Source organism: Edaphobacter aggregans DSM 19364 (assembly GCF_000745965.1).
GTDB classification, from domain to species: domain Bacteria; phylum Acidobacteriota; class Terriglobia; order Terriglobales; family Acidobacteriaceae; genus Edaphobacter; species Edaphobacter aggregans.
Map to the genome: position 1 here is coordinate 1 of NZ_JQKI01000020.1, position 19,061 is coordinate 19,061.

Annotated in this window: 17 protein-coding genes; 4 read left to right on the plus strand and 13 right to left on the minus strand. The window is 61.1% G+C overall.

Going from position 1 to position 19,061, the window contains the following annotated elements:
* Positions 1–601 precede the first annotated feature (601 nt).
* From Q363_RS10195 to Q363_RS10240, 10 genes are all read right to left on the minus strand, one after another.
* Positions 602–1,492, minus strand: a complete 891-nt coding sequence (locus Q363_RS10195; RefSeq protein ID WP_035349725.1) for a uracil-DNA glycosylase — start codon at positions 1,490–1,492, stop codon at positions 602–604.
* A gap of 38 nt (positions 1,493–1,530) precedes the next feature.
* Entirely contained in the window at positions 1,531–1,740 is a 210-nt protein-coding gene (rpoZ, locus tag Q363_RS10200; RefSeq protein WP_035349727.1) for a DNA-directed RNA polymerase subunit omega, read from the minus strand.
* A 77-nt stretch (positions 1,741–1,817) separates the two neighbouring features.
* Complete coding sequence (gene gmk / locus Q363_RS10205; RefSeq protein WP_035349728.1) at positions 1,818–2,474, minus strand: guanylate kinase; 657 nt, start codon at positions 2,472–2,474, stop codon at positions 1,818–1,820.
* 53 nt (positions 2,475–2,527) lie between these two features.
* Positions 2,528–3,433: a YicC/YloC family endoribonuclease gene (locus Q363_RS10210; RefSeq protein ID WP_035349729.1), complete on the minus strand. Its 906-nt coding sequence runs from the start codon at positions 3,431–3,433 to the stop codon at positions 2,528–2,530.
* Positions 3,430–5,310 carry an ABC transporter ATP-binding protein gene (locus Q363_RS10215; protein ID WP_035349730.1) on the minus strand — a complete coding sequence of 627 codons (1,881 nt, stop codon included), beginning with the start codon at positions 5,308–5,310 and terminating at the stop codon, positions 3,430–3,432. The genes Q363_RS10210 and Q363_RS10215 overlap by 4 nt, the downstream gene beginning before the upstream one ends.
* A gap of 79 nt (positions 5,311–5,389) precedes the next feature.
* Positions 5,390–6,295: an RNase adapter RapZ gene (gene rapZ, locus Q363_RS10220; protein WP_035349731.1), complete on the minus strand. Its 906-nt coding sequence runs from the start codon at positions 6,293–6,295 to the stop codon at positions 5,390–5,392.
* Between the two features lie 49 nt (positions 6,296–6,344).
* A complete protein-coding gene (hpf, locus tag Q363_RS37435; RefSeq protein ID WP_064742625.1) occupies positions 6,345–6,980 on the minus strand; it encodes a ribosome hibernation-promoting factor, HPF/YfiA family in 636 nt (211 codons plus the stop codon).
* Between the two features lie 32 nt (positions 6,981–7,012).
* Positions 7,013–8,701 carry an RNA polymerase factor sigma-54 gene (rpoN, locus tag Q363_RS10230; RefSeq protein ID WP_035349733.1) on the minus strand — a complete coding sequence of 563 codons (1,689 nt, stop codon included), beginning with the start codon at positions 8,699–8,701 and terminating at the stop codon, positions 7,013–7,015.
* A gap of 206 nt (positions 8,702–8,907) precedes the next feature.
* Positions 8,908–9,636 (minus strand): LPS export ABC transporter ATP-binding protein, encoded by a 729-nt coding sequence (gene lptB / locus Q363_RS10235; protein ID WP_035349735.1) that lies wholly within the window; start codon positions 9,634–9,636, stop codon positions 8,908–8,910.
* On the minus strand, positions 9,633–12,203 hold the full coding sequence (locus tag Q363_RS10240; protein WP_157466726.1) for an LptA/OstA family protein: 2,571 nt from the start codon (positions 12,201–12,203) through the stop codon (positions 9,633–9,635). The genes lptB and Q363_RS10240 overlap by 4 nt, the downstream gene beginning before the upstream one ends.
* A gap of 75 nt (positions 12,204–12,278) precedes the next feature.
* Between Q363_RS10240 and Q363_RS10245 the strand changes: the two genes are divergently transcribed.
* On the plus strand, positions 12,279–12,944 hold the full coding sequence (locus Q363_RS10245) for a hypothetical protein (RefSeq protein ID WP_035349888.1): 666 nt from the start codon (positions 12,279–12,281) through the stop codon (positions 12,942–12,944).
* Here the strand turns inward: Q363_RS10245 and Q363_RS10250 are convergent.
* Entirely contained in the window at positions 12,937–13,665 is a 729-nt protein-coding gene (locus tag Q363_RS10250) for a YoaK family protein (protein WP_051978629.1), read from the minus strand. The genes Q363_RS10245 and Q363_RS10250 overlap by 8 nt on opposite strands.
* Before the next feature lie 197 nt (positions 13,666–13,862).
* Here Q363_RS10250 and Q363_RS10255 point away from each other — a divergent pair, with 197 nt between their 5' ends.
* The gene (locus Q363_RS10255) at positions 13,863–14,087 is read left to right on the plus strand and encodes a hypothetical protein (protein ID WP_035349738.1); all 225 of its coding nucleotides are present in this window, start codon (positions 13,863–13,865) and stop codon (positions 14,085–14,087) included.
* A 154-nt stretch (positions 14,088–14,241) separates the two neighbouring features.
* A complete protein-coding gene (locus tag Q363_RS40360; RefSeq protein WP_157466728.1) occupies positions 14,242–14,415 on the plus strand; it encodes a hypothetical protein in 174 nt (57 codons plus the stop codon).
* 15 nt (positions 14,416–14,430) lie between these two features.
* Here the strand turns inward: Q363_RS40360 and glyS are convergent, their stop codons facing one another.
* Positions 14,431–16,539, minus strand: a complete 2,109-nt coding sequence (glyS, locus tag Q363_RS10260; RefSeq protein WP_035349739.1) for a glycine--tRNA ligase subunit beta — start codon at positions 16,537–16,539, stop codon at positions 14,431–14,433.
* 11 nt (positions 16,540–16,550) lie between these two features.
* On the minus strand, positions 16,551–17,540 hold the full coding sequence (locus Q363_RS10265; protein WP_035349740.1) for a glycine--tRNA ligase subunit alpha: 990 nt from the start codon (positions 17,538–17,540) through the stop codon (positions 16,551–16,553).
* Positions 17,541–17,740: 200 nt separating this feature from the next.
* Here Q363_RS10265 and Q363_RS10270 point away from each other — a divergent pair, with 200 nt between their 5' ends.
* Complete coding sequence (locus tag Q363_RS10270) at positions 17,741–19,051, plus strand: nucleotide disphospho-sugar-binding domain-containing protein (protein WP_051978630.1); 1,311 nt, start codon at positions 17,741–17,743, stop codon at positions 19,049–19,051.
* The last annotated feature ends 10 nt before the right edge of the window (positions 19,052–19,061 follow it).

Genomic DNA, 19,061 nt, shown 5'->3' on the forward strand with positions numbered 1-19,061 from the left:
CCCGCGCAAGCGGGAGTTCGACTCCGTCATCCTGGCCGCAGTGAAGTGGCCGGAGATAGATGGATGGGGACGCGAGTTCCCCCGACGATTCAAACGACGATGCAGTTGAACCAACAACCCCATGCAGCCCTGGCCCAAACCGAAGAACCTCGCTGTCAAGGAACGAAGCTCAGAAAGAACACCTGAGCTTCGTTCCCGGCCCGAGCTTATGCGCGTGGGGAGCGGCGTCAAGGGTCAAGATGAACGCCAAAAAACGGCGCCCTTGACCCCGCTCCCCACGACCGCGCCTTACTTCGCCCTTGACACCGCCAACGTCGTTAGAGATGTCAAGCCCACTAATCCCACTCCAAAATCCACAACCCTATGAAAACCAATCACTTCCACCCAAAATTAAATCCGAAAAAAGCGCCGACTAATTACCCCCGACCCGCTAAACTGGTATCAGACATAAACAAAGGCCCCGCTAAAAAAGTGGGGCTTTTCTCATAACCCGTTTGTTTTTAATATTTTGGTTAACTCGTCTATTTTCAATACTTTACCTATTGTCTAGACAAGCTTATCCATTTATTTCCAATATTTTGCCGAAAACGGGGGGGAGGGGTCACCCCTTCGCCGGAGCCTTCAACCCAAGCTCCTTCATCACCATCTGAAGGTCCTTCCACGCCTCGCCCTTCTGCCGCGGGTCCCGCAGCAGAAACGCCGGATGATACGTCACCGCAACCTTCGCCCCGCGGCAGCTGTGCCACCGCCCGCGAAGCCCTGCAAGCGACTGTTTCACCCCAAGCAGATAGGTCGCCGCCGTTGAGCCCAGCGCCACAATCACCTGCGGCTGGACCACATCGATCTGCTTCACCAGAAACTGCGTGCAGGTATTCGCCTCCTCCGGCTCCGGAACCCGGTTCGCCGGCGGTCTGCACTTCACGATGTTCGCAATGTAGACCTGCTCGCGCTTCAGCCCCATCGCGCCGATCATGTTGTTCAAAAGCTGCCCTGCCTTGCCCACAAACGGCAAGCCCTGCTCATCCTCATCCGCGCCCGGCCCTTCGCCGACGAACATCAGCCGCGCGTTCGGATCGCCGTCCGCGAACACAATCTTGCGCCGTCCCGCATACGCCAGCGGACAACGCGTGCAGTCGCCGATCTCATCTTGAATCGCAGCCAGCACCGCATGCTTCGCCCCAGCAGTCACACGCACCTCAGGCAGAGGAGCGAGATCATCAAAACTCACAGGCTTCGGAATAACAAACTCCGGATTCTCTCGTACAGGTGGAACAACCGCCGCTGCCGCGACCGGAGCTACAGGTTGTTTTGAAACAGGACTCGACTCAACCGTCTTGCTCGCAGGAGACGCGACAGCAGGAACCACGACCGCCGCCGCTTGAATCTCCTCCGCCGCGTACACGGGCTCGCCGCGGCGATAAAAATCGTAGACGCCCAGGTCGCGGAAGTACTCGACGTAAGCGCGCAGCTGATCCTCTGCTTCTCCTGCCATAGTTCTATGCTATCGCGTCAAGAGCACGGAACCCCGCGCTAATGAACCTTCGGCTCAGAGGTCGCCGGACGCTCCGGCAGAATGTACTTCACTTGCCCCTGCATGATCTCGTCCTGAGCCACGCGGCAGGCTTTGGTCGACTTGGCCACGATCAGCGGCTGAGCTCCCGACTGCAGCTGACGAGCACGCCGCGCCGCACCCTTCACCAGGCTGTACTTGTTATGCAATGAATACTCGATCGTTGTCATTGGCATCCCCCTTGTCGTCTGAATGTATCTCAGCCGGACGAAATGTCCATAACAAATTTGTGGTGTATATCCCGTCGTTATTCTCCAAACGCCTCCAGAACCGCTCTGAGTTTAGGAGCAGCAACATCGGTTCTGCAACTCTTCACCATCTCCGCAGCCTCCTCGGAGCCGCGCTCATACAGCACGATCGCGCGCATCTCCGCAACAGCCTTGTCCAAAACGTCGTTCACCAGAGCGTACTTGTAGTCCCAAACCTGCTTCAACTCGCCCTTCGCCGCATTCAGCCGCTTCTCAATCACAGCTTCGGAGGTCACGTTCTCCGCCTTGCTGCGATTGCGTAGCCGCAACTCCAGCACCTCCGGGCTCGGCGGCAAAATGAAGATCGAGACCGCCTCAGGCATCTTCTTCATCACCTGCATCGCGCCCTGCACATCAATGTCGAGCAGCAGATCCTTGCCCAGAGCCTTCGCATGCTTGAGCGCCGAAACCGCTGTTCCATAGTAGTTGCCGAAGACCTCAGCCCACTCGAGAAAGTCGCATGCGGCGACCATCCTCTCGAACTCCTCGCGCGTCGTGAAGTGGTACTCGCGCCCGTCCTCCTCCGAGCCGCGCCGAGATCGCGTCGTGTACGAGATCGAAAAATCAAGACCCTCAACCAGCGTCCTCAGCTGATTCACCAGCGTCGACTTGCCCGACCCCGAAGGCGCCGAAATAATAAACAGTATTCCTGCCATCTGCTCCTTAGAGACCAACCTGTAGCGATACAGAAGAGTGTAACTGCTGTCTGTTACTCAAGATTCTGAACCTGCTCGCGAGCCTTCTCGATCTCAGCCTTGATCTCAAGGCCAAGCTCCGTAATCCGCAGGCTGTTCTCGCCAGCCGCGGCGCTCGTCTTCGAGAGCATCGTATTCGCCTCGCGGTTCAGCTCCTGCAGCAGAAAGTCCAGCCGCTTGCCCAGCTCGCCGCCCTCATCCAGCATCCCGACAAAACGGTCGATGTGCGTCTTCAGACGTACGATCTCCTCCTCAACGTCGCTCTTCTCGGCGAGCACTGCAGCCTCCGACAACAGCCGTTCCTCGCTCACCGGAACCCCTTCGGTCAGCTCCGTCAGTCGCGCCCGAAGCCGCTCGAACTGCGCCTCGCGTACGCCGTTCCGCAGCGTCGCCATCTCATCAGCAAACGCGCGCAGCCGGCCCATCGAGTTCCGCAGCTCCGCAGCCAGAGCAGCACCCTCCTCCGCACGAACCGCATTCAGCTTCTCCACCAGCAGCGGCATCTCGGCCATCACCGCCCTATCCAGCTCCGGAATGCCCTCGACGCCAACCGTCGTCTCCGCGCTCATCACGCCCGGAATCCGCAGCATGGCATTCATATCAGGTTGGCTCGTCAGCCCATGCAGCTCTGCTGCCTTCGTGAAGGCTCCGACGTAAGCGCCTAGCAGTTCCGCGTTCAACTGAATCTGCGCACTCGCTCTGCGCTCCACCTGCAGCGTCACCTCCACGTGGCCGCGCTTGAGCGTCTCCTTCAACATCCGCCGCATTTGCATCTCCAGCCCGTCGCAGTACGACGGCAGCCGAAGCTGCAGGTCCAGGAACCTGTGGTTCACGCTCTTGATGGCAATCGCAAAGCCCACACTCTCATCCGCGGCGCTCCGCACGCTCGCAAACCCGGTCATCGAGTAGATCGTACTCAAGCAAACCCCTCCAGATCTCCCTGCTGCAGCGTCTCGCCATATCCTGCTGCAACAGCAACGCCCTCGTCGCCAAACTGCATGTCGTAGAGCCTGCGGTATGTTCCCGAGCGCCGCATCAGTTCCTCATGTGTGCCTGCCTCTGTAATCCGCCCCTGTTCAAGCACCACAATCTTCGTCGCCCTGCGCACCGTCGAAAGCCGGTGCGCGATCACAAACACTGTGCGGCCCTGCATCAGGTTCGCGAGAGCTGCCTGCACAAACTGCTCGCTCTCCGTATCGAGCGCGCTCGTCGCCTCGTCCAGAATCAGGATCGGCGCATTCTTCAAGATCGCCCTTGCGATGGCCAGCCGTTGCCGCTCGCCTCCGCTCAGCCTCGTTCCCTTCTCGCCAATCCTCGTGTTGTAATCATCTGGCATCCTCAGGATGAAGTCATGCGCCAGAGCCATTCGCGCGGCTTCCTCCACCCTGCTCAGCGGAACATCGGGCTGTCCGTAGGCGATGTTGTTTCGCACCGTATCGTTGAACAGGACCGTCTCCTGCGTCACCTTGCCGATCTGCTCGCGCAACGAAGCGATCGTTACATCCCGCACATCGTAGCCATCAACCACGATCCTGCCTTCATTCACATCGAAGAAGCGCGGAATCAGATTGACCAGCGACGATTTCCCCGCCCCGCTCGGCCCAACCAGCGCGATCACCTCACCCGGCTTCACGTCGAGGTTGATGTCGTGCAGCACCTGTTTGCTCTCACCCTCATCGTCTGCGTAGCCGAAACCCACATGTTCAAACTGAATGCCCTTGTGAAATCCCTTCAGCACCTGCGCGCGACGTTTCTCCCGAACATCGTCCTGAGCATCCATGAACTTAAAGATCTCTTCGCTAGCACCCAAAGCCTGCTGAAAGTTGTTGTAGTAAAGTGCGAACTTTCGCACCGGGTCATATAGCGTAAAGACCGCGATCAGAAACGTGACAAACGATCCCGCCGTCATGCCGCCCGATTGGATCCGCGTCCGCCCAAACAGCAGCAGCAGCGCGATACCCACGGAGCCGAGCGCATCCATCAGCGGCGAGCTGATCGCCTGCACGCTGACCGACTTCAGATTCGCGCGGAACAGCCTTCGCGCCGCACGCCGAAAGCGGTTCATCTCCCATAGCTCCATCCCGAAGGCCTTCACGATGCGATTACCCGTGATCGTCTCGTGCAGGATGTTCTGGATCTCGGCCAGTTTATCCTGGCCCTTGCGGGTCGTCTGCCGCACGCGGCGGCCGATGCGCCGCGCTGACGAAATCACCACCGGCACAAACAGCAGCAGCACCCAAGCCATCTTGCCGCCGACGACGATCACCACGCCGATCGTGAATAGCAGCGTAAACAGCTGCTGGAGAAAATCACCCAGCACCGTCGACATCGCATACTGCACCCTCTCGATGTCGTTGATCAGCGTCGACAGCAGCGTCCCGGTCGTGTGCTTCTGAAAGAAGGACACGGAACGCCGCAGCACTGCGTTGTAGAGATCATTGCGCAGGTCGGTGATCATTCCGAAGCCCGCGTAGTTCACCAGGTACGTGCCCGCGTAGTCACAGACGGACTTCACCAGCGCCGACACCACAAGCGCGTACGCCACGACAGTCCACGCATTGTGAAAGTGGCTCGGCACCAGGAAGTGCAGGTTCATCGTCCACCCAACACGCGGAATCGTGTACACCAGCACGTCATGGGTCGAGGCATCCGGCCGCAGCACATTATCGAAGATCGGCTTCACCAGCAGGACGCGGAACGCCGCCATGGCGCCCACCGTCGCCATCAGCACCACCGACACAAGCAGGTACAGCATGTACGGCCGCACATACAGCAGCAGTCGCCAGATGCGCCTCAAGCCGCCACTCTCCTGATCCTTACCATGCCTGGCATCTCTCTATTCTAGTGGTGCGCGCCGTATTCCTCGAGTGTCAAACCTACCTCGGCATATCGCGATGCGACGACTTCACACGATAGCCCGCAGCCGTCAGCCTCTTCTTCATCTCCTCGGCAATGAAAACCGAGCGATGCTGTCCTCCCGTGCATCCGAACGCAACCGTTAGATAACTCTTCCCTTCCTTGATGTAGTGCGGCAGCAGAAACTCCAGCATGTCCATCGTCTTATCCAGAAACTCCGTGGTCTGCGGAAAGTCGCGGATATACTTCGCGACCTTGGGATGCTTGCCGGTCAGCTTGCGGAACTCCGGAACAAAATGCGGATTCGGCAGAAACCGCACATCGAGGACGAGGTCCGCCTCCGATGGCACGCCGTTTTTGAAGCCGAAGCTGTTCGATGAGATCGTAAGGTTCCGGTCGCTCTCCTCCCGCTCGAACTGAGCGCCGATGTGCGCCCGCAGGTCGTGTACGGTGAACTTCGTCGTGTCGAGGACAATATCGGCGACATTGCGGATCGGGTCCAGCCGCTTGCGTTCGGCCCGGATCGACTGAATCACCGTGTCGGTGCGCCCCATCGGGTGCGGGCGCCTCGTCTCGGAGAAGCGGCGGATCAGAGCATCGTCGCTCGCCTCGAGATACAAAACCCGCGTTGGCAGCACCTTCCGAACCCTCTTGAGGATCACCGGAAACTCATCCAGCCGCATGCCCTCGCGTACGTCCACGACCAGGGCTGCCCGCTCGATTCCCGCCGACTGCCGCACCAGATCCGCAAAACGCGGCACCAACTCGAGCGGCAGGTTGTCTACCGAGTAAAATCCAAGGTCTTCAAAGGTCTTCAACGCCGAGAGTTTGCCTGATCCCGACAACCCCGTCAGAATCACCAGTTCGCCCTTGCTCTCCGGCCCAATTGACTTCTTTGCTGTCTTCTTCGCTTCCTTCCGTGGCATGACTGGAATCCTAGCATCGGTCCGTCATGCCACGGAGAACAGAAGCCGTTTACGGCACCTCGATCAGCTCCATCTTTCCGTCACGCTTTCGATGCAGCACCATCGCCTGGCCGGCGTGGTCGCGAAAGACAAACACCTCCCGGTCGCGAAAGGCCGCCTCCTTTACGGCCTCTTCCAGCGTCATCGGGCGCAGCGCAACTCCGTCCTTCGAGCGCACCAGGTGCGGCTCCGCCAGCGGCGAGTGAGATGGGAAGGAGTGAACCAGCATCGGCACCGCCTTGCGCGTCGACCCGTTCGTTGTCGCGGCTGCCTTCGCCGCCTGCCGGGTCACCACGGCGACCGAGCCATCCTCGGCCGTCGCAACCGCCACCTGCCGGACGCCACCCTTTCCGTTCCGCTTGATGGTCGTCTTCTTCTTTTTGTGGCGGATCGCCTGCTTTTCGACAGTCGCCAGCGCATCGCGCAGCGCCATCTCCATCTCTGTGGCTTCGCAGGCCGCCACCAGCTTCAGGTTTCTCGTCTGTATCGTCAGCTCGGCAGTGTGCCGATACTTCTCGGTGGTCAGGATCACATGGACGCTGCCCGCAATGCCGATGATCCTGGCAATGCGCTCCAGCCCTGCTTCCGTCTGAGTCTTTAGTTTTTTGGTGATTGCCGTCTGTCTACCGGTGTAATCCACGTTCATCGCGGTACCTCGTGCAGACATCTTACGCCCGCTCAGCGCACCCGGCGCTGGTGCGTGCTTGGAATCTGCATGTCTTCACGATACTTTGCCACGGTTCTCCGGGTCACCTGGATCCCCTGCCGTTGCAGCTCGGCGGCAAGCTGGTCGTCCGTCAGCGGCTTGCGCGCATCTTCCTCTTCGATCAGCTTCTTCACCTTGCGCTTCAACAGAACCAGTGGAAGATCGCCGCCCTCAGGCCCATTTACTCCTTCGGAGAAGAAGAAGCGAAGTTCATAGACCCCCTGCGGAGTGTGGACATACTTGTTCGCCACCGCGCGACTCACCGTCGATGGATGCACGCCGATCTCCTCGGCGACCTCCTTGATCATCATCGGCTTCAGCGCCTCGACACCGTTCTCCAGGAAATCCGTCTGCCGACGCACTATCACCTCGCACGTCCGAACGATCGTGTTCTTCCGCTGCTCGATGTTCCTCAGCAGCTGAATCGCAGACTTGTAGCGCTCCTTCACGTACTCCTTGACCTCTTTGTCGGTCTGCTTCTCCTGCAGCATGCGGCGATAGTTGTGGTTCAGGCGAAGCGCCGGCATATCCTCATCGTTCACCAGCACAACAAACTTGTCGTCGCGCTTCACGAAGGCGACATCAGGCTCAATCAGCCGCGTCTCCGTGTGGTTGTAGCGCTGGCCAGGTCTCGGGTCGAGCGTACGAATGAACTCTACCGCCGCCTGTACCTCCTCCGGAGTACGACCGCAGCTTCGCGTCAACTCGCGCATGTCTTTCTTCTGCAGCAGCGCAAGGCAGTGAGTCACAATGTGGCTCGCCGCGTCGAAGGTATCGGTACGATCACTGCCCGAGGGTTCCACCGAGACGCCGTTGCGGCTGTTGTTCTTCTCCGCTGCCTGGCGCCTGCGCAACACCATCGCTGCTTCGTTCTTCTGCGCGTTGATCTGGATCAGGAGGCACTCGCGAAGATCCCGTGCGCCTACTCCCACCGGATCAAGGTTGTTCACGATCGACCTTGCCTCGCGGACCACGGACAGCAGCGCCTCGCGATCTTCCTCTGGGGCAGCGGCGTTAATCTCCACCTCCGCGCCCTCCTCCACCTTCTCCCCAGACTCGGACCAAAGGGTCCCGCTCCGGCTCCGCGAGCCGCGTTCAAACGGAATTGGATCCGGCGGGGCGGGCATCTTCAGCTGGATTAGTGAGTCCACCAGTTCCTCATCGGTAGCCGTCAGGTAGCCGTTCTCGTTCAGGTTGCCCACGACCAGTTCTGCCGCCGCAGCCACCTCAGGATCCAGTGTCAACGATCCAAGCTGCCACATCAGGTGATCGCTCAGCGTCCCCGGCTGCGACAGAAAGTTCTCAAATGATGGCTTGTCGTACTCCTCGAAGTTCGAGCTCGTGCGGAACCCCGGATCGAGATACTCCTGGAAATAGCTTCCGAAGTCGATCTCTTCAAATGGATCCTTCTCCGGGCGCTCGCTCTCGGCGACGACCTCCTCCGCGGAACGCTCCCGGTCGCCCTCCATCCCGGCCCGCTCATCCAGCGAGACTCCCGTATCCTCAATCTCCTCGAGCACTGGGTTTTCCACAATCTCCGTATTGATCATCTCCTTCAACTCAAGCTTGTTCAGCGCCAACACGCTGACCATCTGCACCAGTCCTGGGGTCAGCACCTGTCGTTGCGAAACCTTCAGATTCAGCTTGGGTTGAAGCAGCACGTCGAACGATCCTCGTTACTTCGTTTGCACGGGTTTGGATGCTCCGCTTTCACAGCGGCGATGCATCGCCAGGGCCAGATCGAACCTCTGGTAAAGAACTAGTCTACACGGATAGAAACGACTTCGACTTAAGTCTACTCCGGTTGACCTTACCAACGCTCTCACGATGGTTGACTCACTCTTACAACAGAAGTTGTACCGGAGACCTAGTCCATCGAAAACTTTTCCCCGAGGTAGATGCGCCGCACCTCCGGGTCGCGTCCCAAGTCACCTGGCGTTCCGGTTCGAAAGATCCTGCCCTCATTAATAATGTATGCCCGGTCCGTCACCGACAGTGTCTCGCGCACATTGTGATCGGTAATCAGGACACCGATGCCACTCTTCTTCAACCCGAAGATAATCTCCTGCAGATCCAACACAGCAATCGGATCGATGCCCGAGAACGGCTCATCCAGCAGGATAAAGGCCGGGTCGATCGCGAGGCAGCGCGCAATCTCCACGCGACGCCGCTCGCCTCCACTTAAAGCATAACCCCGTGTCTTGCGAACATGCCCGAGGTTCAGTTGTTCGACCAGCTTCTCGGTACGCGTGCGCCGGCTCTCCCAGCTCAGCTGCTGCGTCTCCAGCACGGCAAGAATATTGTCCTCCACCGTCAGCTTGCGAAACACCGAAGGCTCCTGCGGTAGATAGCTGATCCCGTAGTTCCGCGCCCGCAAATACATCGGCAGCCGCGTAATATCGTGATCTCCGGCCAGCACACGCCCGGCATCCGGTCTGACCAGACCTACGATCATGTAGAAACTCGTCGTCTTGCCGGCGCCGTTCGGGCCCAGCAGCCCCACAACCTCACCCTGTTCGATCTTCAGGCTTACGCCTCGCACCACTTGGCGGCCGCCGTACGACTTGCCAATCTCCTCCGTCGATAGCGTCCTCATCTTTCTCTCTTCACCCGCGTCTCCGTGCGAACCCTCTGCCCCGCACCGCTCCCTTCTCCATTAGAAATCACGACGCTCTCGTCCTGCGCGCGGAATCGCAGCTCCGCACCAGTCACAGTACCCCGCGTGTCATCCATCACCCGCGGAGGCGCAGCCTGCGTCCCCGTCAGCACAAAGAGGCCATCGCTGGCTGTATATGCCAGCTGCTCACCCGTCGCGCGTCTTCCCGGCTGCTCGATCTCGAGGGCGCCGCTCATCACGACACGCTCCACGCTACCGCCCAGAAAGCCCGCTCCCGCTTCGCCCGCCGCGTTCTTCACTCCCGCCTTCGCCTGAGATCCCTCGAGATACGCCGTCGCCTGCTGGCCACGCATTACGCCATCCGCGCTCTCAACCTTTACGCCTCCCGTAAACTCCGCGACCCTCGTCTCGTCGGAGTACACCATCTCGCGGCTCGCAATACGCACAACAGCCGGGCCGCGCAGCGCTGCGGCGCCTCCCTTGGGCGAATCACCGGGCTTAGCCCCATCCTGATCTTTACCTGCATTCGGCCCACGCGCACTCGCCAGCACGGCGTGCACCGGCATCGCTGTGCCGCTCCTGTCACCTCTGGCCACCAGCCGCCGCTGTTTCTGTGTGAACTCGAGCGTTGGAGCCTCCACCTGCGAGCCGCCTTGCCACAGCCTCGCCGGCCTGCCCGCAGCGCCGTAAAAGATCGCCGTATCGCTGGCCTTCTTCAGCTCCGCACGCTCCGCAAGCACATGCACCATCTCTCCCTGAGCTGCCTGCCGATAACTCGCCTTCAGGGAGCCGTCGATGGTTTCGTCTCCCGTCTTCTGATCCACCACCACGCGATCGGCCCACATCGTTCCGCTCGCGTTCGACATCTCCACTCCGCCGCTCAGGCTCATGGTCTGCGCATCGCCGTCGTAGATCGCCTTCGTCCCCGTAGCTTTGTCCGTCTGCACGCCAACGGCGGCTCCGGGCTGCGCCGCGCTCTTACGCGTCAGCACCACATGGCCCTGTTGCACTGCGGACGCAATCGCATCCCCGCCGGCGAATCCCGCGCCCGCCACCGTGGCCTTCTGTGGCTGCTTCCCAGCTGTAGCTCGAAAGCGGACGTCCAGGGAATCGCCTGAGCTCGTCTCCACCACTCCCGACTCGCTCACCTGTTCGAGAGTCGTCCGCCCCACTCCCTTCACCTCATCCAGCCGCCGCCGCCCGCTCAACGGAACGAAGCGCGCCAGCAACACATCGCCGCTCATCACACTCGTGCGCGAACCCTTGCCGTCCTTGCCTGCATCCGTCACCTTCAACCGGGCGTCGCCGCTCGCCTTCGCATCTCGGGGCGTCGCTCGTCCCGCCGCATCGACCATCATCCCCATCTCCACCGTAGTCGCGCTCAACTCCCGCTCGCTCGACGCATTCGCAGTTGCGCCCGCTGGGCGCAGGTTCTCATTCAGATGCACCCCGCCGTCCAGAACCACCTTCTCCGCATGGCCTGCCTTATCAAACATCACCCTCGCCTCGATGGCCTCGCCTCGGGCCTGCCGCGCCGGATCATCGGCCAAATACCTCACCTGCCCCGTCATGCGCATCGACTGCGGCTTGCTCGTCGCGCCCAGCAATACCTCGCCGCGCTCCCCTGTCATCTGCGAGCCGTCGCCGCCCGTCAGCCTCACTCCGCCTTCACCCTCAATCCGCTCGGCCGAACCATCCGCTCGCATCGTAACCGTCGCACGCCGAGCCTCCACCGTCTGCCTGGCTCCGCCGCCGCTTCCCTCAGCAGGCACCGTCACATACTTCGCCTGAGTCAGCACAGCTCTGCGACTCACCCTGTCCAACTCAGCCCGCGAGGCCGTCAGCAGCACCGGCTGCCCCTTCTCCAGCCCGCTCACCTTCACTGCCGACTGCAGCGTAAGAATCCCCGTATCGGCGTCGTACTCCGCGCCCTTCGCGTGACCGTTCAGCCCGTTGTATTCAAACTCAATGTCTTCCTCTGTGGCCGCAACTCCCAGCTTCTCCAGGTAGACTAGGCCGCTCGTCTTCACGTGAATCAGCCGCGCATCTCCCTTACCTGCCTCATGCTGATCCTGCGCGCCGCTCGTCTCGGCCTTCAGATCCTTACCCGCCGCATAGTCCATCTTTCCCGAAGCATCCGCAGCCATCGGAGCCTCGAGATCCAGATGAACCTCCCCCGTCGCCCGCACGATGCCCTGCACCTGGTCGAGGTCAAACTCCTTGCCGTAGATCCGGTCCACACGGTCTCCCCGCGTCGGGCCGTTGCCGTACACCGCGATCCCCACGTCGTGCAGCGTGTACTTGCCGTCCTTATGCTGAATCGCCTTCGCCGCGTGCACCGTGAAGACAGTACGCCCCTTCACCGTCTGCGACCAGGTAAACGCATTTGTCTCCTGCCGGATGTCCGCGCCAAGCTTCTTCGGAAGCTCTGTCAAGAACCGATGCGTCCGATAGTGCGCGTAGCCGAGAAAGCCGGCGATAACCAGCACCAGCAGGACTGCGCCCGCCAGCAACCACCGCCTCAGCCTCTCTACCGAAACACGCATCGTGAGCCTATCCCTACTATCTTCTCATCCATCGGCGACAAAACCATGCCACCGACCGGCCTGTACACTATCCCCATGGCCGACCAGCTCTACCTCAGCCTCTGGTTCCCGAACTTCCGCTTTGACACGCTGCCGGCCGCGCTCGTCTCCGTGCTGCGACAGTTCGCCCTCATCAGCGGGTCTGGATCCGCAGAGGTCCGGCGCGTCGCCGCCGCCACCGTCTATCCCATCAGCTTCAACGAGGCGCCCGCCTACCAGCGCATCTACGTCAATGACGACCGCGCCCAATCCACCGAGGACTCCATCATCGAAAACGCCGTTGCCGAGGCCACAGAACAACTCCACGACGACATGGCCTACGAGTTCGAGATGAAGTGGAACCTCTGGCGCCCCGAGCCCGGCTCCGCTCCCTCCTCCGAGGCCGCGCTCGACACCCTCTGGCGCCCGCAGCCCTCCACCGTCAAGGTCATCGGCTTCGGTCCCCAGTTTGACCAGGCCACCTACGAGCAGAACGGACACATCCGCATCGACTTCGGCCTCGACACGCCATGGGTCATGGACGAGGACGACGAAGCCCTCGACGAAGAAGCGCAAAAACACATCCAGCAGAACGTCGAGATGCTGCTCGCCTTCACCCTCTCGGTCGAGAAGAACTCCGGAATCTCCAGCCGCCTGCTCTGGACCGAGTCCGGTGAGCCGCTGGCCGAAAAGCTCATCGCCCGCCTGCAACGGCTCAACTAACCGCCACAGCAACGGCTCTCGGACGCACCCGCACCGCCACAATCCCCAGCAGCACAACGTCAATCCACAATGCACGGTTTCCCAGCGGCATCGTCACGATGCCACCGGCCGCCGCACCGGCAAAAAAAGCAAAGCAGATCACGCCAAAGTCCCACGTGGCGCTCCGCGCCTCGCCGCCGCCGCCCGCAAAGAGCCACGCAAAACAGCTCTCTGCAAACGTCCTCAGATTTCCCGTCGTATACGTTGAGTTGAAGCTTCGCCCATTCACCCTGCGAAAGCTCTCCACCTGTATCGAGGCCACAAAGGCGATCGACGTCGTAAACCACATATCCCGCGTGCCCTCCGGCAGAAGCGCGAGCGCCGACAAAGAAGCAATCTGAATCAGCAACGACGCCAGGTGAGGATGACGAAGCAGCCGCGCCATCGCAGGCGTCTCCAGCGTCTTGGCAACCGCGACGCCCAGCACAAACATCAGGATGGGCGGCAGGTGCCGCAGCCCGCTCCCCACCGCCCCGGAAAAACAGTTGATCCCCAACAGCACGACGTTGCCTGTCATCGCATTGGCGAACACATGCCCGTGGCCTACATAGGTGAAGCCGTCAAGAAAGCCCCCGCCCATGGCAAGCAGTGCGCTGTTCGCCAGTTGGGAGGCAGCCTGATCCGTGCTGTCGCCCTCAGCCCATCGCTCCGCCTCCGTTCCCCGCGCTGATTTCGCGTCCATCTCGTCATGACTCCTTCTTGTGCAGAATGCTCCACTGCCCCCTGGAAAGCAAAGGCGACCCGCAATTCCAATCATCCCAAGGGCCCCTCTTCCACGCTCGACCAATACGGCCTTTTTATGACTGCGATACGCACTCTTTATGAGCGCGGTGCTGAGATAAAGAACGTCGGCGGACCAACGCCGCCTGGGAGACTCCGTTGAAGACCTTTCGCACGCGCAGACCACTCCTCGTAAAGGCGAAGCAATGCAGCCACACCACCGTTCTCTTCACCGATGTCGGAGAGCGCAAAGCTCTCCCCGGCGACTGGATCATCGAAGGCGAAAATCACGAGCGCTACATCGTAGATAACGCCTTCTTTCAGCGAACCTTCGCTCCTGTGTGCGGCGAACCCGTGACCGAAGGGCGAAACTACGGGAGTTGATCTCGCCCTCGGTCTTCCTTATAGTTCTTTCGTGCAATTGCTACCTTGGTTCCCTCCCGCTCAACCTTGTAGCAGGCTGCACGGGAATCAACGTAACTTCGATGCACGAAAAGAGCTCCTTGCACACTGCATGGCGCTCTGTAAAGGAGAACCCATGACCATTGCAGATCTGAAAACTGCCTTGATGGATCAATCCAACGCCCGCGCCGAAGATGGATTCCAGCAGCGCTCCTCGTGGAACTCCTTCTGCGAAGGAATTCTCATCCCGCTAGGCTCCCTCTTTGCCGTCTTTCTCGTAATGGTAGGCCTCATGCTGATCCACAGCTAGCTGCACGCGCTGAATTCAGCCAGCCACCACGATCTCCGAGAAGTCCGCGATACCGGAGAAGCTCTTCACGATCGACGCCAGCAGCGCCAGCCTGCTTCTGCGCACCTCCGCATCCGGGTCCATCACCATCACCTGGTCAAAGAAACCATCGACCTGCGGGCGCAGTGTAGCCACCGCCTCGAGAGCTGCAACATACTCATGCCCCTCGCTCAGCGTATCGACCTTGCCGCCTAGCACCGCAGCCGCCTCGGCCAGCGCTCCTTGCGCGGGATGAACATTCTTCGCCGCGACTGGCGCTGAGTCGATCGACTCGCCCTTCTCCTTCGCCTGCGACAGAATGTTCTTCATCCGCTTGAACGCCGCGCTCACCGCCTCGAAGTCAGCCGAGCCACGCACCGCGCTCACCGCCTCCGCACGAGCCACGGCATCGCGCACATCGTCGCTTCCCGCCGCCAGCACGGCCGCCACCACATCGTAGGCCTGCCCCTTCGCCTCACGCAGGTAGAACTCCAGCCGCTCCACCAGGAACGCGCGGATCTTCGCCTCAACCGCCTCGTTCGCCGTCGCGCGCCCGGCGACCTCGCTCAGCGTCAAGGGAAGCGCAGGCGCACGCTCCGCCAGAATCTTCACGATGCCGTTCGCCGCGCGACGCAGCGCAAACGGATCCTTCGATCCCGTCGGCTCCATCCCCAACCCGAACATTCCCGCAATCGTGTCCGCCTTGTCCGCAATCGACAACAGCGCGCCCTCAACCGTACGCGGAACCGCGTCTTCCATCGACTCCGGCAGATACTGGTCGTAGATCGCATCCGCGGCAGCAGCCGCAACGCCCTGCGCCTTCGCGTACAGCCCGCCGACAATTCCCTGCAGCTCCGTAAACTCCTTCACCAGCTCCGTCGTCAGGTCTGTCTTCGCCAGCGTCGCCGCCTCGTCCAGCGCAACCGCATCCACCGTCACTCCGCGAGCGATCCCTATCTCCGCCAGCCCCAGGGCCAGCTCCCGCACCCGCGTCGACTTCGCCGCATAGCTGCCCAGCTCCTTCTGGAACGTGACATTCTCGAGCAGCTTCACCCGCTCCTTCAACGTCGCGCGCTGATCGAACTCCCAGAAGAAACGCGCATCGTTGAAACGCGCCCGCAGCACCCTCTCGTTCCCATGTCGAATCACTGCAAGGCCCTGCGCGTCTGCCTCCGTATTCAAAACCGCCAGGAAGTGAGCAGCCAGTTTGCCCGCCTTGTCCTCCACCGCCAGGTACTTCTGGTGATCGCGCATCACGGTCACCAGCACCTCCTCCGGCAGAGCAAGATACTGCGGCTCGAAGCTGCCGAGGATTACCGACCGATCCGACGCCCACTCCGTCAGGTGCGTCAGCGTGTCAACCAGCCCATGATCCTCGCGCCACCGCGCACCCTCCACCGTCCTCGTCACGCGATCCAGCGCCTTGCGAATCCTCTGCCGCCGAGTCTCTACATCGGCAATCACATGCGCACCCAGCAGCGCCTCCTCGTACTTCGCCGGAGCCTCCAGCCTGATCGCCGCATCGCCAAACAGCACGCGATGCCCATACGTCACCGCGCCCGCTGTCTTGCCGCCGAACGCCACCGGCACCACCTGCTCGCCCAGCAGCGCCATCATCCACCGCACTGGCCGTACAAACCGCTCCGGCTTGCCCGCCCGCCAGTACATGTTCTTCGCCCAGTAGATGCCCGCCAGCTCCTTCGGCATCTCTTCTCCGATAACGTCAACGGTCTTTCGGGCTGGAGTGTAGGAAAGTGCCTGTAGATACTCGCCCTTTGCAGTTTGCACCTTTCGCAACTCGCTTACATCGACACCGACCTTTTTAGCGAACGACATTGCAGCAGGAGTCGGCTGCCCGTCACGATAAGCAACTTTCGTCGAAGGACCCAACGTCTCCACTTGAAGTGGATTCTGGTTTTCTTCCACATCACTCACCAGAACCGCCAACCTTCGCGGGGTTGAGTAACTCTTCACACTTCCCTTGGCAAACAAAAGTCGTTCACGGCGGAGCATATCCACCACGCGCCGCTTCAGCTCCGCCTCGGCCCGTGCGATCATCCGCGCCGGAACCTCCTCCAGCCCAATCTCGAAAAGAAAATCCGCCATCACACTCTCTCTTACGCGTTCGCTGACTCGCTGACTTGCTGACTCGCCGACTCGCTGGCTTGCTCACCCAGCAGTTCTCCCTGCCGCGCATACGCCTTCGCCACACCAATCACCAGCGCACGAATCCGCGCCATCACGCCCACGCGCTCCGTCACCGAGATCGCGCCCCGCGCATCCAGCAGATTGAAGACATGCGAGCACTTCAGCGCCAGCTCATACGCTCCCAGCACCGGAAACCTCTTCAGCGCCAACGCATCCATCTTCTCCATTCCCTTCGCACGCTCCAGCAGGTCCAGGCACTCCGCCTCATACAGCATCAAATGCTCCCAGAGCTTCGGAACCTCCGCATAGTCGAAGCTGTACGCCGAGAACTGCTCCTCCTCGGCCAGCCGCATCTCGCCATACGTCACCTTGCGGCCTGTGTCCGGCTCCACGGCCCAAACGATGTCGTAGATCGAGTCCACATCCTGCAGGAACCCCGCAATCCGCTCCAGCCCGTAAGTGATCTCGCCGCAGATCGGCTCCAGGTCCATCCCGCCACACTGCTGAAAGTACGTGAACTGCGTAATCTCGAGGCCATCCAGCATCACCTGCCAGCCCACGCCCCACGCGCCGCCCACCGGCCACTCCCAGTTGTCCTCTTCAAACTTGATATCGTGCTCGCGCAGGTCGATCCCAATCGCCTCCAGCGACTCCAGATACAGCTCCTGGATCCGCTCCGGCGGCGGTTTCAGAATCACCTGCAGCTGCGTATGCCGAAACAGCCGATTCGGATTCTCGCCATAGCGCCCATCCGCTGGCCGTCGCGAGGGCTGCGCATACGCAATCCTCACCGGCTTCGGCCCCAGCACACGCAAAAACGTGTCCGGAGACATCGTCCCCGCGCCCACCTCAACGTCATAAGGCTGCTGCAGCACACACCCCTGCTCCGCCCAGAACCGCTGCAGGCGGAACAAAAGTTCCTGAAACGTCAGTGCTTTTTTCTCGCTCGTCGCTGGCATTCTTCCCTATACTCTTCCCGGTTGCATCATTCTAAATGCTGTTCTGGTTGCGAGGCTGCCGGAACGAGAACTCAATGCAACCATCGAGGCAAAACAATAGCCCGCCCGTTCACTTGGCACTCTGTGAATTCACCGCCGCCATCCAGACCGCCCGCTTCTGCGTACTCATATGGGTCAAATCCACAGCATGGACGTGAATCATGGCAAGACTCGGAGCGTTCTGCTTTCCCGGCACTGGACACATCAATCCGCTCATGGCGCTCGCGAAAGAACTCGAGCGCCGCAGTCACAAGGTCATCGTCTTCGGCATTGCCGACACCGAGGAACGCATCCGCGCCGCCGGCATCGAGTTCCGCCTCGTTGGCGCCGACGACTATCCCCTCGGTACCCTCCGTCTGCTCGACCAACGCCTCGGCCAGCTCAGCGGCCTCGCCACCTTCCGCTTCACCGTCGAGCGAGTCCGAAATACCGCCAGCATGCTCCTCCGCGACGGCCCCGCGGCCGTCCGAGCGGCCAACCTGGACGCCATGCTCATTGACGAGGCCGACATGGCCGGCAGCATCGCCGAGCATCTCGGCCTTCCCTTCATCTCCCTCGCATTCTTTCCCCCGCTCATCCACGACGACCGCATCCCACCCTTCTGCTTCCCTTGGCAGGCTGGCGCCGGCCCCCTCACCCGTTTGCGCAACCGTCTCGGCATGCGGCTCCTCTATCGAATCGCCTCCCCCATCTACGCAGTCGTCAACCGCCAGCGTCGGCGGTGGGGTTTGCCCGCTCTTCGCGGAGTCACCGACGCGCTCTCTCCCCTCGCGCAGGTCACTCAGCTTCCCGCAGCGCTCGAGTTCAACATTGGGATCGACATTTCACCGTTGCTCCACTACACCGGTCCGTTCCTTGATAGCGCCCAGCGTCCGCCGATCGACTTTCCTTGGCAACAGCTCGATGGCCGACCTCTCGTCTACGCCTCGCTGGGTACCATGCAGAACAACTCCACCGCCATCTTCCGCACCATCGCCCAGGCCTGCGCCCCGCTCGACGCGCAACTCGTCCTCTCCCTCGGAGGAGGTCTCGACCCAGCCCAGCTCGGGCCGCTCCCTGGCAACCCTATCGTCGTGCCATACGTTCCCCAGTTACAGATCCTTCAGCGGGCAGCCACCGTCATTACCCACGCCGGCCTCAACACCGTCCTTGAGTCCCTCACCGAGGGCCTGCCCCTCGTCGCCGTCCCCCAGGGCAACGATCAGCCCGGAGTAGCCGCACGCATCGCCGCCTGCGGATCCGGCATCATCGTTCCTTCGCGAAGGCTCACCACCAGCCGCCTCCGCTCCGCCCTCCAATCCGTCCTTCAACAGCCGGAGTACCGCGCCGCCGCGCGCCGAATCCAGCGGGCCATGCAGACCATCAATGGCAAGGCTCGGGCCGCCGACATCATCGAAGACGTCCTCCGCATACGCATCGAGTCAGCCGGGAACACTGCAGCCGGCCCAACTAACCTGCGAGCCGCCTCCTGATCACCGATTC

Coding starts and splice junctions, on each gene's coding strand:
- Q363_RS10240 (WP_157466726.1), bottom strand. CDS start 12,203: ATGCGTGTTTCGGTAGAGAGGCTGAGGCGGTGGTTGCTGGCGGGCGCA.
- lptB (WP_035349735.1), bottom strand. CDS start 9,636: ATGAGGACGCTATCGACGGAGGAGATTGGCAAGTCGTACGGCGGCCGC.
- Q363_RS40360 (WP_157466728.1), top strand. CDS start 14,242: ATGACCATTGCAGATCTGAAAACTGCCTTGATGGATCAATCCAACGCC.
- gmk (WP_035349728.1), bottom strand. CDS start 2,474: ATGGCAGGAATACTGTTTATTATTTCGGCGCCTTCGGGGTCGGGCAAG.
- Q363_RS10265 (WP_035349740.1), bottom strand. CDS start 17,540: ATGCCAGCGACGAGCGAGAAAAAAGCACTGACGTTTCAGGAACTTTTG.
- Q363_RS10195 (WP_035349725.1), bottom strand. CDS start 1,492: ATGGCAGGAGAAGCAGAGGATCAGCTGCGCGCTTACGTCGAGTACTTC.
- Q363_RS10245 (WP_035349888.1), top strand. CDS start 12,279: ATGGCCGACCAGCTCTACCTCAGCCTCTGGTTCCCGAACTTCCGCTTT.
- rapZ (WP_035349731.1), bottom strand. CDS start 6,295: ATGCCACGGAAGGAAGCGAAGAAGACAGCAAAGAAGTCAATTGGGCCG.
- rpoZ (WP_035349727.1), bottom strand. CDS start 1,740: ATGACAACGATCGAGTATTCATTGCATAACAAGTACAGCCTGGTGAAG.
- Q363_RS10270 (WP_051978630.1), top strand. CDS start 17,741: ATGGCAAGACTCGGAGCGTTCTGCTTTCCCGGCACTGGACACATCAAT.
- glyS (WP_035349739.1), bottom strand. CDS start 16,539: ATGGCGGATTTTCTTTTCGAGATTGGGCTGGAGGAGGTTCCGGCGCGG.
- Q363_RS10250 (WP_051978629.1), bottom strand. CDS start 13,665: ATGGACGCGAAATCAGCGCGGGGAACGGAGGCGGAGCGATGGGCTGAG.
- hpf (WP_064742625.1), bottom strand. CDS start 6,980: ATGAACGTGGATTACACCGGTAGACAGACGGCAATCACCAAAAAACTA.